This is a genomic window from Butyrivibrio sp. WCE2006, from assembly GCF_000701985.1.
Lineage (GTDB): Bacteria > Bacillota > Clostridia > Lachnospirales > Lachnospiraceae > Butyrivibrio.
The window spans coordinates 100050-118862 of record NZ_JNKH01000005.1; the positions used below are offsets into that span (position 1 = coordinate 100050).

General features: G+C 39.0%; 11 protein-coding genes. 7 read left to right on the forward strand and 4 right to left on the reverse strand.

All coding sequences use genetic code 11. The features are described from left to right. Nucleotides 1-1155, reverse strand: coding sequence for an iron-siderophore ABC transporter substrate-binding protein (locus T501_RS05445; RefSeq protein ID WP_044913738.1), 1155 nt, complete (start codon nt 1153-1155; stop codon nt 1-3). Nucleotides 1156-1472: 317 nt separating this feature from the next. Continuing rightward, nucleotides 1473-3533 carry a methyl-accepting chemotaxis protein gene (locus tag T501_RS05450; RefSeq protein ID WP_044913739.1) on the reverse strand — a complete coding sequence of 687 codons (2061 nt, stop codon included), beginning with the start codon at nt 3531-3533 and terminating at the stop codon, nt 1473-1475. A gap of 523 nt (nt 3534-4056) precedes the next feature. On the opposite strand from T501_RS05450, the gene T501_RS05455 reads away from it, so the two are divergent. Together T501_RS05455 and T501_RS05460 are read left to right on the forward strand one after the other, a co-directional pair. Further along, nucleotides 4057-5496, forward strand: coding sequence for an MBOAT family O-acyltransferase (locus T501_RS05455; protein ID WP_044913740.1), 1440 nt, complete (start codon nt 4057-4059; stop codon nt 5494-5496). Then, nucleotides 5496-6968 carry a hypothetical protein gene (locus T501_RS05460; protein WP_044913742.1) on the forward strand — a complete coding sequence of 491 codons (1473 nt, stop codon included), beginning with the start codon at nt 5496-5498 and terminating at the stop codon, nt 6966-6968. The genes T501_RS05455 and T501_RS05460 overlap by 1 nt, the downstream gene beginning before the upstream one ends. Before the next feature lie 30 nt (nt 6969-6998). On the opposite strand, the gene T501_RS05465 is transcribed toward T501_RS05460, so the two are convergent. Both T501_RS05465 and T501_RS05470 read right to left on the reverse strand, forming a co-directional pair. Next, nucleotides 6999-8132 carry an SLC13 family permease gene (locus T501_RS05465; protein ID WP_044913743.1) on the reverse strand — a complete coding sequence of 378 codons (1134 nt, stop codon included), beginning with the start codon at nt 8130-8132 and terminating at the stop codon, nt 6999-7001. Nucleotides 8133-8143: 11 nt separating this feature from the next. Continuing rightward, entirely contained in the window at nt 8144-9586 is a 1443-nt protein-coding gene (locus tag T501_RS05470; protein ID WP_026511018.1) for an APC family permease, read from the reverse strand. A 146-nt stretch (nt 9587-9732) separates the two neighbouring features. Here T501_RS05470 and T501_RS05475 point away from each other — a divergent pair, with 146 nt between their 5' ends. From T501_RS05475 to T501_RS05495, 5 genes are all read left to right on the forward strand, one after another. Beyond that, nucleotides 9733-10539: an alpha/beta fold hydrolase gene (locus T501_RS05475; RefSeq protein ID WP_044913744.1), complete on the forward strand. Its 807-nt coding sequence runs from the start codon at nt 9733-9735 to the stop codon at nt 10537-10539. 152 nt (nt 10540-10691) lie between these two features. Beyond that, complete coding sequence (locus T501_RS05480) at nt 10692-12209, forward strand: hypothetical protein (protein WP_044913745.1); 1518 nt, start codon at nt 10692-10694, stop codon at nt 12207-12209. 496 nt (nt 12210-12705) lie between these two features. After that, the gene (locus T501_RS05485) at nt 12706-13860 is read left to right on the forward strand and encodes a hypothetical protein (protein ID WP_044913746.1); all 1155 of its coding nucleotides are present in this window, start codon (nt 12706-12708) and stop codon (nt 13858-13860) included. Between the two features lie 381 nt (nt 13861-14241). Continuing rightward, nucleotides 14242-15495 carry a hypothetical protein gene (locus tag T501_RS05490; protein WP_044913747.1) on the forward strand — a complete coding sequence of 418 codons (1254 nt, stop codon included), beginning with the start codon at nt 14242-14244 and terminating at the stop codon, nt 15493-15495. 226 nt (nt 15496-15721) lie between these two features. Continuing rightward, nucleotides 15722-18757, forward strand: a complete 3036-nt coding sequence (locus T501_RS05495) for a toll/interleukin-1 receptor domain-containing protein (protein WP_044913749.1) — start codon at nt 15722-15724, stop codon at nt 18755-18757. Nucleotides 18758-18813: the final 56 nt, after the last annotated feature.

Below are 18813 nucleotides of genomic sequence, written 5' to 3' on the forward strand. Positions count from 1 at the left end.
TCACTCAGTTACCTTGCTTGCAGCTTCATCGAGAAGTACCAGATAATCATCCAATGCATAAGGTATTGAAAGAATTGACGGGTTTGCAGATGCTGCAAGTGAACTTGTTGAATCTATAAGTACCACAGCGCCATTCTTTACTGCAGGGATCTGGCTCATAAGAGGATCTGCCTGCATTGCTTCAAGTAGTCCCTGATCACCATATGCAACCAGGATATCAACATCATTTAAGAGTTCAGTATTTTCACGTGATATTGTAACTGAGAAATCATCAGTGCTTGTTGCAAGATTCAAAATGCTCTGAGGTGTTGCAAAACCTAAATCATTGAGGAAGGATGCTCTGGGATCGCTGGGAAGATATGCATAAAAAGTGCTCATATCATCCTGAGAAATCCAGAAATATCCGGCTGTTTTTCCTTCTAATGAGGGATATTCTGCAAGCTTTTCCTTAATCTGGGCATCAGCTTCTGCAACTAAAGCTTCGCCTTCAGCTTTTTTACCGATTGCAGTAGCGTTGGTGATTGTCTGCTCGCGCCAGTTTGTTTTCCATGCAGTTTCAAGATAAGGAACCACAGGAGCAATCTCTGATAAAAGGTTATATTCTTCTTCTGTGAATCCTGAGTATGATGCGATGATTACATCCGGCTCAGAAGCAGCTATAGCTTCATAATCCCAACCTGTCTCATCATTGAATACGTTAGGAGCAGTCTCACCTAAAGCATTGAAAGCATCATCTGTCCAGGGATGAAGCTTGTTTTCAGTCATAAGTCCAAAGTTGGCAGCAGAGACACCTACAGGAACAACACCAAGGGCAAGGATAGGGTCCTGATTACCCCAGGAGAGTGTTACGATGCGGGTGGGCTCTGATTCAATAACAGTTTCACCAAAAGCGTGCTTTATTGTAATAGGGAACTGCGCTGCTTCGTTAGAGTCAGAGGCAGCTTCTTCAGATTCTGTCTCTGCAGCACTGCTGTCTTCAGAAGTGGAATCTGCTTCTTCATTATTCGTGTCATTATTTTCTGCTTCTGCTGTCTCTGCAGCTGTTTCATTTTTAACAGCAACTTCATTATCAGAACTTCCGGTGCTTCCGCATCCTGCAAGTACTGAACCTGCTACTGTAATTGCTGTAATAATAGATAGTAAATTTTTCTTCATTGCGTATCCTCCAGTCGTTTTGCGTTAGTTAAGTCTAACGGAAAGTTAGCATAGCACAACATTAAGACGTGTGTCAATTAATTTCGCAAAATATAATAATTTATTAAGAAAATATGGAGAGTAGCATAAGAGAGGTCAGATCATTTCACTCCTATTGTGTTTAGCAATAGAACAAGGAAAAATTCTGCCACTATTGCAGAACGCAGATAGTGGCAGAAGAAAATCTAAGTTTTTTTGAAGGAATTTCAATATTGAAATATTTTGTCAATTATAAAAACAACAATTTAACTCAGAACATTATTTTACAGGTTACTCCATTATCCGATGGTGAAGCGTTCAAGGTTGTTATTTATGGTATCAACCGCATCGGAAACAGATGAAGCAGCGGTAAGTACAGTTTCTGAAGATGAAGCAACGCCCTGTGCGGCAGCGGTTACCTTTTCAACATTATCCGCAATTTCCTGGGTAGAAGCGGACTGTTCTTCTGATACTGAAGCCATGTTGGTGGCAACATCATTAACCTTATTCATCTGCTCGGCCATTTCTGACAGAATATCATTTGCTTCAGAGAGCTCCTGAGTGATTTCTTCGAAAGTAGTAGCAGCTACGTTTACGGTTTCAGCGCTGTTGTTGATAAGAGTAGTATTTGTCTCTGATTTTTCTGAAAGCATGCGAACCTTCTGAGACATATCCTTTATGATCTCGCCAATCTGATTGGTTGCATCTGCAGAGTTCTGGGCGAGAGTACCTATTTCAGCAGCAACTACCGCAAAACCTTTACCTGCTTCGCCTGCTCTTGCTGCTTCGATGGAAGCGTTAAGAGACAGGAGATTGGTCTGTGAAGAAATGGAGTTGATAAGATCAATGATCTGATTGATCTTGTCAGCAGCTTCGTCAACGTTCTTAACCGCTTCAGCCATATCCTTCATGGAGGATACGATATCTGACATACCGGATGCAACGCTGGACATATCATGCTGTCCGCTGTCTGCTTTCTTTACCAGTTCATTCATCGAAGACTCAATTCTGGACTCCTGATCCGTAACATTAGCTACGGTCTGGGCAAGTACAGTCGCATTTTCAGCAACCTCATTAACAGCATTTGCCATGTTCTCGATATTCTCTTTGATCTGTGACATGCTGGCTGACTGATTGCTGGCAGCTTCTTCGAGGTTCTCGGCTGTACTCTTGGAATTCTGGGCATCTCCCATAAGCTTTCCTGAGACATCTTTTATTTCAGTGAGTGAATCCTTCATACCATGAATGAATTCGCCCATTGCCCTGTTCATATAGGCAATTTCATCGTCACCATTGGAAGTGATATCAACTGTAAAGTCACCGCCGGAAATTTTTTCAATATTTTCTGTAAGGGCTGTGACAGGTTTCTTGATCATTCTCTGAAGAACTTGAGACATGATGATTATTACTATAATTATTGAAATAACTGATACAACTATAAGTGCGATGACAAGTCTTGTGAGAACTGCCAGTACTTCACTCTGTTTAGCATAGATTATTACTCTCCAGTCAACGCCGCTTACCTGAGATGTTACGGCATAATAGTTTTGACCGTTGGATTTAAATTCATGTACTTCGCCTGTTTTGCTTTCACTTTCAATGGAATTATCCAAAGCCACAATTTCGGCAATCTTTGTAAGGAAATCGTTATCACCTAATTCGGAGACATTCTTTCCACAAAGTGAAGGATCATCTCTGTATGTAAGGATAAGTCCGGAAGCTGTAAGCATCATAGCGCCACCGGTTTCATAGAGTTTAACATCATTGAGGCTTTTCTGGGCATCGTCCAGGAACAAATCAGCTGCAAAGCATCCCTCACGACCATCCTTTAAATGTATGTGTCTGATAACTGTAGCGCACAGTTGACCGGTTACTGTGTCAAAATATGGCTGATCATAGAAATAGAACCAGCTATTGTCGTAGCCCATCGCCTGCTTGTACCAGCTCTTTTCCGTTATTGCATCCATCTGAAAGTCTGGTGCACTGGGATAAATGAAAGTCTCATCGTTCAAAGCAATGTAAGCTCCTGTTGGAAGCATTGCATATCTGCCAACGGTTCCTGCCAAATATTCAGCAAGTTCTTCATTGCTTGCATATTGATTCTGCTCTACAGCATCTGCCACGCCGTTTAGATAATAGAATGTTGAGTTCAGGTCTCTATTGATCTGCCCTGCATCACTTGAAACTTTGTTTGTCAGTGTGGAATTGATCAGATCCTTTATAAGACCATAACCCATACTGACTACAATTATCTGGGTGACCAGAATACTAATGATAAGTAAGATGACGAACATAACTGATAGTCTTACGCTTATAGCCTTTACGGCACCCTTTTTCTCGGAATTAACTGCACTACTCATAATGAAATTAACCTCCTATATGATTTCCGTGAACTGATGAAAAAAAGACTTTTTGCGGGCGAAGCAGAAACAGTCCGCAAAATTCCTATGCAATACCACTGTTTATCATATAGGAATATGTTGTACTTCATATGAACAATATATTTACGTAAAATAAAAAAAATATAATTTTTTGCAATTAATTTATTACCTATTTATTAATGCGCGCGTCTATTTGACGCATAATGCCTTTTCGGAGCACTTTACAATAAATAAGATAAAAACAACTCCGGGAACTTATTGCTCCCGGAGTCGTCTTTTTGTTCGGCAATTTTGCTTGCTTGTTCAGTTCATATAGAGGTAATGGCTTTATTTAACTACAACCTTTACTGTCTGAGTTGTTTTTTTCTTGCCGCCTTTTCCTTTTACGGTAACCTTGAATTTATAAGTGCCATTCAACTCCCATTGAGGTGTTGCCCGGCCATGCAGAAACTTGTTATAATCAGCAGGAAGTTTAGAAAAGTTTATGGGGTGATTTTGAAGTATGATTTACATATCTCTAAATTATTACTTGCTGGTGCTTGCGGCACTGGTTCTTTATTATGTCTTTCCTGTAAGGCATAGGTGGGTAGCACTACTTGCTGCAAACGTTGTATTCTATGCCTTTTTTTATAAGGCAGGTATCTGGATTTTCCTTGGAACAATAATTATAAGTTACATAGACGCCAACGTGATGGCAAAGCTTCAAGATGGTGCAAGGAAAGCGACCTTTATAGCAGGTATTATTCTTGTGACAATTCCATGGCTTCTTATCAAGAATTCTAACTTTGTCCTTGAAGCTATCATGAAAAAAGATCCGATAAACCTGGTAACTCCACTCGGAATATCGTTTTACACGCTTCAGCTCATCGCTTATCTGGCTGATGTTTATATGGAAAAGATTAAGCCTGAAAAAAATATCGCCAAGTATATTCTGTTTACAAGCTTTTTCCCACAGGTCATACAGGGGCCGATACCCAGATTCGGACAGCTCCATCCTCAGTTGACAGAGGGACATCTTTTTGATGAAAAGAACTTTATCAAAGGCTTTCAGCTGGTAATATGGGGATTTTTCCTAAAGCTTGTGATCGCAGACAAGGCAGCAGTCATTGTAAATACAGTGTTTGATAACTTCCCGGCCTATTCCGGAGCATACATTTGGGTAGCATCCTTTTTATACAGTATTCAGCTTTATGCGGACTTTCTTGCCTGCACAACCCTGGCAAGGGGCGTATCACGAATGTTCGGAATAGAGCTTGTAAATAACTTTAAACGTCCGTATTTTTCAACCTCCATCAAGGATTTCTGGAGAAGATGGCATATTTCCCTCAGTGAGTGGCTTAGGGACTACATTTATATTCCTCTTGGCGGAAACAGAAAAGGGAAAACAAGGAAATATATAAATCTGGTCGTGACATTTCTTATAAGCGGAATGTGGCATGGGGCAGGACTCAAATTTCTTGCATGGGGACTTATGCATGCGCTTTATCAGATAATAGGTGAATTTACCTATAAAGCCCGTGAAAAAGCGTACACATTTTGCGGTATCAGTGCTGACTCCAACAAAAAGCGATGGATCAAGATAGCAGGTACTTTTTTACTGGTGAATTTTGCCTGGATTATTTTCAGAGCGAATTCGCTCGGAGACGGTGCAAAGCTTTTATTGCACATGTTTACAGACTTTAATCCCTGGGTTCTTTTTAACGACAGAATATTTACACTCGGGCTTGACTGGAAAGAAGTGGTAGTGCTCATAGTTTCGGTCTACATTCTAAGAAAAGTTGGAAAGTATCAGGAAATGGGAAAATCTCTTGGGGAGAAGATATATACCCAGCCGCTTTTAATAAGGTGGGGAATATATATCGTGGCCATCATTTGTGTTCTTCTCTTTGGAACCTATGGTTATGGCTTTGATGCCCAGGATTTTATATATGGAGGCTTTTAATGAAAAAGCATTTAAAATTCGGAGTAAGGGCAGTGGTGTTCACCCTGATACTTATTACCGTGACAGTTATGATCAACTACATGATCACGCCCAAGAAGTATTTTGAGGATTCCTGGTCCACAACCTCAACCTTCAGAGGCTTTTATAAAATGAAAAAGAATTCCATAGACGTATTGTTCCTCGGAAGCAGCCATGGTGGAGCGGCATTTACACCCCAGGTTATCTACGACAATAACGGGATAAGAAGTTATAACCTCGCCTGTGAGCAGCAAAACCTCCTTGTTTCCTATTATTGGTTAAAGGAAGCATTGCGCTATCAGACTCCTAAGACAGTGGTTGTGGAGCTTTATATGTTGTTTGATTTTAGCCCAAAGGACCCGCTCAATACTTCGGAAGCCTTCACTAGAATGGCAATTGATGCTATGAACTGGTCAGAGGTAAAGTGGGAAGCCATAAACGATATATGTAAATATGATGAAAGTCAGACGATAAACAGTTACCTTTTTACTAATGAAAGGTTCCATACCAGATGGATGAATCTTTCTGAGACAGATTTTGAATTCATAACTCTTGAGAATCATTATGAGCTTAAAGGGTATGCGCCTCTTGCAAAGCGTGGTGGTGTGTATCCTGATTATGAGCCGTATATGGAGTATGATCACGAAATGATGGCAGATACACATCCGCTTATGGCAGAGTATCTGGACAGGATTGTTTCGCTGTGCGATGAAAAGGGAATAGAACTGATTCTTACTAAAACGCCTACAACCGGTTGGGATACCTCAAAGCATAATACCGTGGCAGAATATGCTACGGATAATGGTCTGGACTTTATCGATTTTAACGAGAGCGCCTATTATGAAGCTGCCAAGTTTAAATGGAAAAAGAACATGAGCGATGACTGGCATTGCAATATCTGGGGAGCAAGAAAGCTTTCAAAATATATGGGAGTGCTACTGGCTGATGAATATGACATTGCAGGTGTTAAAGATGAGCAGTGGGACAGTACGGAGGACTATTATCAGCAGACACTTGGAGACTGCGAGCTTCAGAATATCAGCGATTTGGAAAAATATCTGGAAATGCTGGATAGCCCCAGGTACACAGTATTTTTGGCAGGGCAGTCTGATATATCCGAGTATCTTGATGAAGATGCTGTAAATGCCTTTGCGGGTCACGGGTTTGAACTGGATATTCCTGAAGGAAACGGATACTATGCAATAAAAAACGGCGATAAGATAGAACAGGTTACTGATTCAGAGGAAGTCAGAAATATAGGAAGTATCAGAAATTCTAAAGTCGATTATGTAATTATGTCTAATGGAAGTGAGTCAGATGGCTACAGCCAGATAATAATAGATAACGAAGATTACTCGCCTCACTGCGATGGGGTAAACATTGTAGTTTACTGTAATGATACCTGGAGAGTAATAGATAAGGCTACCTACGTAGGAGCTTTGTACAGGCAGTAGAAAGCTATCTACGCAGGAACCTCATAATTCTTAGAGAATTATTGTCAAAATATATTTAAAACATGAAAGCGCAAGCAAAAATACTACGTTCACAATAGTGAATACGAGGATATATTTTCCTTTATTATCTTTGTAATCATTGCCGTAAGCTTTAAATGATATAAGACTTGCCATGGAAGCAATAAGAGTTCCGAGTCCGCCGATATTGACGCCGATGAGGAGCTCTTTATAGTTTGTAACAAAACCTGATAACATAAGTGTTGCAGGAACGTTACTGATAAACTGGCTTGCAATGATAGAAATCAGATACTCCCTTTCGGAGGCTGCACTCATGAGAAAATCACTAACGGCAGGGATTCGTCCCATATTTCCTGTAAAAATGAAAAATCCTATAAATGTAAGCAGAAGAATATAATCAGCTCTCAGAAGTATCTTTCCATCCATAACGGCAACTGTGGCAAGGATTATCAATGCCATCACATACCAGGGGATTACTCTTAGTACGGTTATAAGAGCTATGATAAAAAGAATGCTGTAGACAATTACCTGCTTCTTACTTCCAAAGCTCTTTACTATCTGGTAATTATCGCTTCTGTCCTTCAGGGCGCTGGCTCCGTTTTTTATGAAAAGAAGTGAAATCATAAGAAGCAGGAGAGAGAACAGGCTGTAGGGCAGCATACATACTACAAAATCCGGAAGTGTCATTCCTGTAAGTCCGTACAGATAGAGATTTTGCGGATTACCGATGGGAGTCAGCATACTACCAAGATTGGCAGCAACTGTCTGCAGAACTATCACCGGTATCATCATATCCTCACGCCTGCAGCTGTGCAGAGTCATAAGAGCAAAGGGAACAAATGTTATAAGTGCCACATCATTGGTGATGAACATACTTCCCAAAAAGCACATAAGGATAAGGACGGCAGCTAGCTGCCGTCCCGTCTGTACTTTCTTAAGAAGGATCTCTCCAATCTTTTCAAATATGGAATTTTCTCTAAAACCCTGAATTACAATCATGAGACCCCAGAGAATACCAAGGGATCTGAAATCTATGTAAGAGAGATATTTACTATCAGGTCTTACTAATACTGAAGATATGATCGCAAGTACCCATGCTGCCATAAGTACCGGATCTGATTTGATCTTTCTAAAAAAGTTCTTCATGCTGGTATCCTTTAAGCTGCCTTTTTAGCAGACTCTCCTGACTTCTCTCTCTTGGCAATGATAGGAAGGATTACTCCAAGTCCTGTAAGAACAAGAGGTGTTATTACATTAAGTGCAAAAGTAAACGGATCAGCATCATACATACCAAGGATGCAGCTTGCTGCAGTTACGATAAAGCACCATGCACCAAAGAACAATGCAACACCCTGATTCTTCACGAAACGGTACTCTGCAGGGAACTTATCGCCTGCCTTGCGAAGTGCCATGTAAGCGAAGAATACCCAAAGGTAACGAAGAGGCATGCATACAGAGTTGAGCTTTGTAAGCTGTTTAAGAACTGCTGCTGCACCGGGTACAAATGACTGGATAAGGATGATGGATCCTGAAAGAACCGCTACCATCTTAATACCATTTACATAAGCACCTGCATCATTCTTCTTAAGAAGACCTGAAGGAATGAACTCTCTTGCATCCTCGTTATCAAGAAGCATGCGAAGAGGAGCATCGATACTAAGTACAAGTGTTGAGAGCTGACCGATCATGTTGCATACAGCGTAGATGATAAGAAGGCTGTCACCAACATGATAGTAGTTACCAAGCTTCTGGAATGCCCAATAGCTTCCGTTTGAATTGTATGCGTTAAAGCTTTCTGTTGAAGCATTGATCTCAGCGGGATCAAACATCATACCCATTGAAATTGTGCCAAGGATCGCACATACAACTACCATGATTGCAAGTGTGATCATTGCTCTGGGGAATCCCTTGCTGGGATTCTCTACCTTATTAACATAAGGAGAAATCTTTTCACATCCGCCAACTGCAAATACGAGAATTGAAAGTGATGTGAAATACTTGACATCAAACTGAGGAACAAGGCTCTTCATGGTGAAATCCATTGATACGAAGCCTGCACCGGGGTTGATGGCAGGTGCTGCAAACATCATAAGTATGTAGAGAATAGACATAACAAACATACTTGTTCCTGCGATGGTTGCGAGCTTTTTAAGAGGATTAAGACCTCTTGAAGCAACCCAGCAGAAAATAAGAAGAATTGCAAAGGTTACAAGCTGAACGGCAAGAGTAGGGAATGTATCATATGTCTCACCATTTCTGAAAATTGCCCAGCTAAGTGCCTTAAGACCGCCTGATGACTTGGATGCGATATAAGTAATGTGGCATGCCCAATATGTCCAGCCAGCGTAGTAAGCAAGCTTGGGACCTGTGGTACTTAAAATCCATGAGCTCACACCACCGCCTGATGTCTTGAATGCTGAACCAAGCTCACCGACCATAAGTGCATAAGGAATAAAGTAAAGTGCAAACATCAGTATCCAGCTGAAAATAACCTGAATACCATTAAAATAAACGAAACCGTTAAGAACGTTTCCAAATCCCCAAACAGTGGAGAAGGCAATGAACGCCAATGTACTCCATTTCATACGTTTTGAATCCATTTTTCTAATACCTCCTAAAAAACTGAAATTTTAAAATAGATTCGCTTTAAGCGCAACTTTTATATTTTAATACATAAAAGCGTAAAAGTCACGTCTTTTTTAAGGGGACTGTGTAGGCTTACATTAAAGGAAAAAAGGAGGTTTTTATGGCTATAAATATTGAAACAATTAAGACTGAAAACGTCACAATGAATTACTTCAGATTTGGGAAACAAGGCGGAAGTCCATTGGTCATAATCCCCGGCTTATCAATTAAGAGTGTTATGGAATCTGCAGAATTTATTGAAGTTGCCTACAGTATTTTTGTGGACGAATATGACGTATATGTAATGGACAGAAGACAGAATTTACCGGAAGTTTATTCTATCGAAGAAATGGCTGTGGATACAGCTGAGGTCATTAAAAAGCTTGGTCTGTCCAAAATAAGTATAATCAGTACTTCTCAAGGCGGCATGATATCAATGCATATGGCATTAAAATATCCTGATCTTATCAGTAATCTCATAATTGCATCCAGCAGTGCTCATGCAAATGATAAATCACTGGCTGTAATTAAAAAATGGATAAGTCTTGCAAAGAGTGGAGATAAGCAGGCACTGATGCTGGATTTTGCCGATAAGTGCTATACCAGAGAATATGCTTCAAAATATCATGATGCCTTTTTGAAAATAGCCGAAACGGTGACGGATGAAGAGCTGAAGAGATTCATAACAATAGCGTCAGATCTTAGTGCCATGGATATCTCGGACAAGATTAAGAACATAAAAAGCAGAGTCCTGGTTCTTGGCGCAGACAAGGATGAGGTTTTTGGCATGGAACCCACTTTGGAACTGGCAAAAGAACTTAATTGTGAGTCCTATATCTATAAGGATTATGGACACGCATTCTATGATGAAGCACCTGACTGTACCGGGAGAATATATAAGTTTTTGAAGGGAAGTTCAAACACATAAACGAAATATAAAACAGAATATCAAGTGTCTGAAAACGCAGAAAATGTCAGAAGTTTCGCTGATTGACAAAAGATTACAGGGTGTTAGAATTAGAATGTCACGATTAATCGGTTTTCTAAAAACCGTCTAATTTTTCTGGAGGAGGTATTGATATGTTAAAAGTATCAAAACTCGGTGCAACTGCGCTTGCTCTTGCACTATCTGTAACTTTTCTAACCCCGTCTACTGCCTTGGCAGCATCAAAACCCAGTGCAACAGTAAATCTTGACAAGGTCGGTACTAACACTTTACGTGTTGATGAAGATGTAAAGTCGATATTTACTCAGTCGGGCGAGAGAGATGCAGTTGAGGCTGCTGTTGTAAAGGCTGGTATTGCAGGTGGCTGGCTCAGTGCTACTGAAGTAGGTGAATTTGAAAATCCAATATATCTTTATGATGGGGAGGGCTATAGCACCTATTACTATAAGGATGGATATCAGTTTAATTTTAAAGATTTAGACACTTACTCTGATGATACGGATAATGTAAAGTATACTGTAACTCAAAGAGTGTATATTAACCCAACTACCGGTAAGACAAGCGTAAAAGAAGATGATGTTTATGTTAATGACGAAGCTGCAATGCAGAAATTCGTATCTGGTATCAGAATTGCTGCAGGTGAGACAACATATCTTTCAGTTCCACTTATAAACGGAGATATTAACATAACCAATGTTAAGTCTTCCAAGAAAAAGATTCTTAAGGCTAAGCGCTTTGAAAAGAAAGACGTAGTACTTACTTCAAACGCTAATGTGATAGTAAAGAGTGAGGTTGTTGGAGGAAAAACAGTACATTATTTCTACACAAGTGCAGGTGAGAAGGTTGTTCTTGCAGATGATTATACGAAGGATCCAAAATATTTGGCGGCAACCAGATCTAATGCAGTAGTATATATCAAACTCACACCTGTTAAGACCGGAAGCTCCAAGCTTTCATTTGATATTGTAAATGAGCAGGGTACGGTTACAGGTAAAGTTGAGACTACAGTTTATGTAGTATCTGATCAGGATATGCTTAAGACATTTACATTTGCCGGAAAGTCTCTTCTTGATGATTATAGTAATCCTAAGAATTTCTGGTATGGAAAGAAATCATCAGATACAGACTATAATGTTTCATCTGCTAACAGTGGGAAGCTTGTTGTAAAAGCAAATAAGAAATATAAGGTAGTTGAGATTAAGGTTGGTACAATTGGACTTACTCCTTATACTTCAGAAATTGCGGCTAAGGAAGGTCATGGGAATTATGGCTATACATACAGTAATATATCCGGAAATGCCGTAGATGCCGGTATCGATTTAAATGGTGATGGCGATACTGATGATATTATAGATGGTGTAAGTGAATCCAATGCCAGATATAAGTTTACAACAGTTAAGTCCGGCAAAAAGATTAAGCTCAGCAAGGTTGGCGTTGATCAGTCATATTCCTATGAGGTGAATTCAAGAACAAGGGATAATGGTAAAGATATATATGCTAAAAACGTAGCCGGAAATGCTGTTTCTGAAAAGTTTACTAATAAGGGATATGCTTTAGTTGCTCCTACAGTAATCAAGGTAGTTGTATACGACACACTTGCTCAGGAATATCACACAATTGAGAAGACTATTTATCGTACAGTAAAGAAGTAATGGAGTAAATTCCTTACTTAAGATATTAGTCAGGTAATATGAGTGAACACAAAACTGTCACATGGGATGAAAAGTCCTATGTGGCAGTTCTTTTTTTTTGAGCAGAGCAACTTAGCGAGGTATTTCACGAGCTTAGTGCGAGCCATGGAAGTCCACTTAATGAGGTATTGTCGAATTTAGTGGAGCTTCCAGAGCAGAGCAACTTAGCGAGGTATTTCACGAGCTTAGTGCGAGCCATGATTATCAAAATATAATAATTATAAAATATTGCATATGCGGCGAGTAATATGATTGCTAAACAATATGCGCAAATGCAGCTATTGTCTTGCTTTATATATTTATCGAAATTATAAACATTTAATAAAGTTTATAAAAACTCTATAAAGCCAGTATTTGAGCGCCTTGACAGCTTTTTATATAGTGCTAAAATCAGTATAGTCACGGCAACGCGGTTCGATATACCGTAGAAAGAATTTTTATGAAGGAGGGTCTCTTTATGAAGGGATTAAGAAAATTTGGAGCAATGGCTCTTGCAGCAGCTTTGTCACTTACGCTTATCGCTCCTGTTAACGCTAATGCAGCTTATCAGGAAGCGGCAGGACCTAGTTTTTCACAAAGGTATTCTGGTATTTCTGAAGTAGATCAAATCAAGGAGAATAAAGATGCATCAGGTAAGGTTGTCTCCTATACAGATATCACTACTGGAGCTACTGCTGCTGAGAGTGCAGATTTGATTGATTATACTGCTCCTAAGAAGATGCAAATTGAAGTAAATGATTGGCAGACTCTTCATGTATATTTAGGCAATGGAAATTGCGAGATCAGAAATGTGAAGTCCTCAAATAAAAAGGTTATAAAAGCTAATCTCAGTAAGACTTTTAGTAAACATACAACAACTGATAAGATATATGTACATGAAGAAAATGGACAGTATTATTACTATGATGGGGTAACAGATAAAAAGATTATAGTTGCTAACAAAGATGCAGCACCTAATGCATCATGGGGCAGATATCATATTACGTTGAAGGCTTCGAAGGAAGGCAAAGCTACAATATCTTATGATGTGTATGACAATACAGGAAATAAAACAGAAACTGTTAAAATTAAGGTAACTGCAAAGGAGGTTGCTCCTTTTGCATCCGTAACTTTTGCAGGTAAATCTCTTCTTCATGATCGTTATATTGGTGCTACAAATGCAAATGCTCTTGGAATTAAATATGCTAGTAACACTACGACAAAGAAGTCTGGAAAAGTTAAAATCAAGATGAATAAGGGCTATAAGCTTGTAAAGGTTATTACAGGTACAGAGAATGGATATGTTGTAAAACCTGATGATGTGCAAGCACCTTATTATGGAGAAGATGCAGAGCAGATTAAGAGTGAGTTCAAGAGTGATTTTGGTACCTTCCCAAATTACTATACCTGGACTGACCGCGGAGCATCAAAGAGCTTCAAGCTTGCGCTTAGTACAACACCTAGTAGTTATGGCTATTCAAAATCTGGAAAGACCGGGGAAGAACCTTATGAACATTTGTATTCTAATGAGGGCTATTCTTCTTCAACACCTATTTATATTTATTTTGTTGATAAGAGCACAAATAAGCTTTACAGATTCAACACAACTATTACAAGACGTCTTGTAAAATGAGAAATATTTTAGATATTTATATGTCCTCCATCCAATTTCCGGATGGAGGACATTTTCTATGCAATTCATAATGGTTTTATCGCAATAATGAAAACAAAAAAAACTCTGTGGCAGGGCATAAAATTTGAAAATGATTCCCAATGTAGAAAGAAATTAAAAATTTCGAAGAATAGATATATAAACCTCAAATAACTGTTAAAACAAAGAAAGTAGAAAGAAAATAAATAATTTCTTCAACAGGATAAACGGTTGTAATTTTCTGAAAAAGAGTTGAATAACAATTGAAATAGGTGTATATTTTGTAATTGTCACGGGTAATTGGACTTGTTCAATTATCAAAAAAAAGAGGGTGACCAATTATTTTGTTGGAGGAGGATTCACATGAAGGGAATCAAAAGAATTGGAGCAATGGCACTTGCTACAGCAATGATTATTTCACTTGCAGTGCCCGGCAGCGCAAAGGCAGCTGTTTACAGTTCAACAACGACGGTATATGACATAGATCGTCAGGGGACTTCTTCTATTGAGAATGGTACTGTAAAAGAGAACGTAACAGGAACCATTTACAGAAACAGAATTACAGGTGCTGCTTATGATACAAGCACAAAAAATGCTGATGCAGAACGTGCTGCAACACATTATGTTCAGGACGTGAAGAAGATTGAGGTTGGTACTGATAGCTATTATGGCCTTTCTATCAATCCTGAGGTTGGACAGACACTTGACAGCGTAAAAATCAAGAGCGGTAAGGCTAATATTTCAATTAAGCAGTCCTACAAATATGAGACTACAGTATATCCCAGCTATGACTCAAAGACTAAGGAAGTATATTTTAAGAAGAGTGATAACACAAGAGAAGTAATTGCTACTTCTGAAAGTTATCCTACAGAGGAGCAGATGAAGGCTTGGAAGCGTGTAGATACTAATTATACATATCGTATCTTTGGTAAGAAGCCCGGTAAGGCTAAGATTGAGTACACTGTATCAGGCAAGAAGACTAAGGTAAATGTTACAGTATCTGATGATGCAAGAGTATTTAAGGCTGTTTCATATGCAGGTAAGAAGCTTACTCGTGATCTTGACAGAAACGCAACAAATGCAAATGTATGGACTTCAAATACCTCTAATAAAGCTGGTATCAACTATGTTACCAAGAAGTCCGGTAAGTTCAAGGTTACTATGGGTAAGAACTATAAGTTTGTTAAAGCATTTGTTATTAAGAGTACACCTTACGAGGTAAAGACAGATGCAGATTCTTATTCATACAATAGCAAGTATTGGTCATATTCACGCAGTTGGTCAAAATCTCAGACAGCAAGACAGAAGACTACAGGTATTGACCTTAATGGTGATGGTGATACACTTGATACAATCTATGGTATAAATGAGAATGACTACTCAGAAGATACAGTACAGGTTATAGGTAATAACAAGAAGATCACACTTGATACAACACCTATTAAGGATGAGTACACATACACAGAAAATGATAATGGTCGTGAGTATTCAACAGTTCGTTCTTCACAGAGCAACATGGCTGAGGACACAAGAATTATTGTTGTTTACCAGAACAAGATCACTAAGACATTTGGCACAGACCACTTTGATATTACATACAGAACATCTAAGAACTAATTTAATTAGTTTATAGCGATAAATCCTCCGGAAATCATTTTTCGGAGGATTTTTTGTATTCAGGATTATATAACTAATGCAGCCAATTGCCGCATCCGATTTTGCCAATACAGCAATTGAATAAAACATCCATAAATAGTAAACTAAGACCTGGATTTAAAATCATTATCTATTCTTGGATATTAAATCTATTTGAGGGGAAATATGAAAAGGGGAGTTTTTTGGGATGAGATATGATGCATTTATAAGCTACAGACATGCACCTCTTGATATGGAGGTTGCAAAGAGAATTCATACAGGGCTTGAAACTTATAAGATACCGGCTTCTGTGCAGAAAAAGACAGGAAAAAAGAAGATGGGCAGGGCCTTCAGAGACCAGGAAGAATTGCCCATTGGAAGTGATCTTGATGACAATATTTCAGGCGCTCTCGCCGAATCTAAATATCTGATTGTCATTTGTTCTCCACGAACACCTGAATCCTATTGGGTTTGTAAGGAAATTGAAAATTTCATAAAGATGCATGACAGGAATCATGTACTTGCTGTTTTGATAGAGGGAGAGCCATCAGAATCTTTTCCTCCGCAGCTTCTTACTGATGAGGAAGGTAATCCTGTAGAGCCTCTTGCTGCAGATGTAAGAGGTGCTGACAAAAAGGAGCGAAACTCTAAGTATAAGACGGAACTTCTTCGCCTGGCTGCTCCGGTTATTGGTTGTACCTATGATGAACTCAGGCAGCGCCACAGAGAGAGGATGATAAGGAAGACCATAACTCTTGCGTCATCAGCCGCAGCGGTTATTGCCGTTTCGGGTATGGCATTTGGTATTTATAATGCCGGAGTCGCTTCTAAGATGAAGCAGCTTGCTGATGAGAAGAGCAGACTTGCTGATGAAATAACTGTCCAATATAAGGGTAAGCAGGAAAATCAGTCCAGATTCTATGCAGAGGAATCACTTTCACTCTTTGATCAGGGAAACAGAGAAGATGCTGTTCTTGTTGCTATGGAGGGACTGCCTTCGGAAGAAAATGACAGACCTTATGTTCCTGAAGCTGAATACGCGCTTTCAAAAGCACTTTATGCCTATGACAGCGGCAATGATTTATCTTTTGACAGAAATCTGACCCACAGTTTGCCTTTGGCATTTATGAAAAGGTCAGATGATGCAAGATTACTCGTAACCTTTGATAAAGGGAACAAGGTGTACGTATGGGATACAGAGAACTGGACGCTTAAGACTACCATTGAACCAAGTGTTAATGAATTCAATTATTATGAAAATGTAAATACGGCAGATGCTGACGCTTCAGGCGTTTATATAAACACAGACTATGCGCTCACCAAGTATGACTATGATGGGAATGTCATATATTCGAAGGAAACGGATGATATGGTTGTGGAATGTGAAGTCTGTGAAGATAGCAATAAGGTGATTCTCGTTTGCCATAATTCAATTTCTATACTTGATGCAGGTTCAGGTGAGGTACAGAAAACTATCGAAGAATCCACAGGAATTACCTTTAAAAAGGGTGGAAAGTATATTGCTGATAAAGGAATTTATGCAGCACAGCATTACAGTGATGATGAAAATGCCGATAATTATTTTTCACTGATAAATATCGGGGATGGCACAAAAACTGATACAAAATTGTCTGAAGGTTTTAGCCTTGATTTTGGCATTACTGATAATGGAAACTATGCGGTTTTATCATGTAATGGAGATATTTTGCATAATGGACTGACCCATACTGTTCTGGATTTGATTGATAAAAACGGCAATTTAGTGTGGTCAAGAGATCTTGACGCTGATGCCAGCAATATACTGAGTTTTGTTGCTATAGTCAAAGCACACCAGTATGAAAAAGACGGAGTTACGAATTCAGATATAGTAGTTACAGTTGAATCAGATGCTTTTACTATAGATGAATCTACAGGTGAGATAAAGGCAGAGTTCAATCTTCCCGGAGATGCAACCATGCTTGCTCTTTCTGTTGGAGTGCCCTATGGAAGAGTTGGATATAATCAGGGAAACATTGATTTTGTAGATTTTTCTACAGGTAAAATTCATTCAGAATTCAGTTTTGAAACAAATGCTTCCGTCAGAGAAGCAGTAGTCTTGCAACATGGACTTGCGTTTAATTCTTTTTCATCTCCTGATGTACATGTTCTGTCATGGCATGAAGCTCCTGATGCAAAAGAGTTTATGGCTTTTAATGATGATATGAAAGTATTTTCCGTATCAGACGATTCAAAATATCTGGCTATGGGCGCCAGTAGGGAATATGGTAAAGTCTCTATCTATGACAGAGAAGGAAATGTGATTTATTCCTATGATCAGGGTGATTCGATTAAGAATGTTGTTTTCAGAGGCAATGCAGCATTTATATACGATAGCGGAATTATTGTAAAAATCAATCTTACATCAAAGAGTGCTGAGGAATACCGTCTTCAGGATTATGACTTTGACATTAATTTTTTTGATGTGAATTTATCAGCTGATGGCAATACTGCTGCTATATGGAGTGGTAGGAAACTGCTGATGCTTGATCTGGTGAAGAAGGAAAAGCTTGCACTTATTGAAACAGAGAATCAGATAGGAGCTGCGATTCCTGCGGCAGATAAAAACACCGTCTATATAATCGAGGGAGGAAAAACACTTTATAAAACAGAGATTGCTACAGGTGAGAATACAATTCTTGGTGATGACAACCTTCGAATGGTGATAAACAGCTCTAACATGAACTATATGACGCTTAGTCCCGATGGAAAGTATCTTGCCATTACATGCATGGATGGAAATGTAAGAATTGTTGATATTAAAAGTCTTGCAACAGTTGAAGTTATTCCTATGGATGCTTATTACCAGGCATATGTTTCATTTACAAGCGACAATAAACATCTTGTGATGCAGGGCGATGATTATAAGGTTCGCATATGGGATATGGACAGCAGGGAAATTGTAAATTCTGTTGATACGGGCGTAAAGGTAAGATGTATTGTCTGTGATGAAGACAGTAAGCTAATGGCTGTCTGCTCAGGATATGGAATGCTTTTGTATGAAACGGATACCTATGGCTGCGTAGCTGATATTGATAGAGGAATGGCATATTTTTCTGATGATGATTCCATACTTATAAGCAGTGACAGGATGGATTTGAAATGCACTCAGTATAAGAACTATAAGCAGCTGATAGAGGAAGCAAAGAAGCAGTTTGCAGGAGCAGTACTCAGTGCTGAGAAAAAGGTTAAATACAACATTAATTAAGTTTTATATGTAATGTACTTATCTGGCTGAAAAAAGTTAACAATAAAAGATATGGT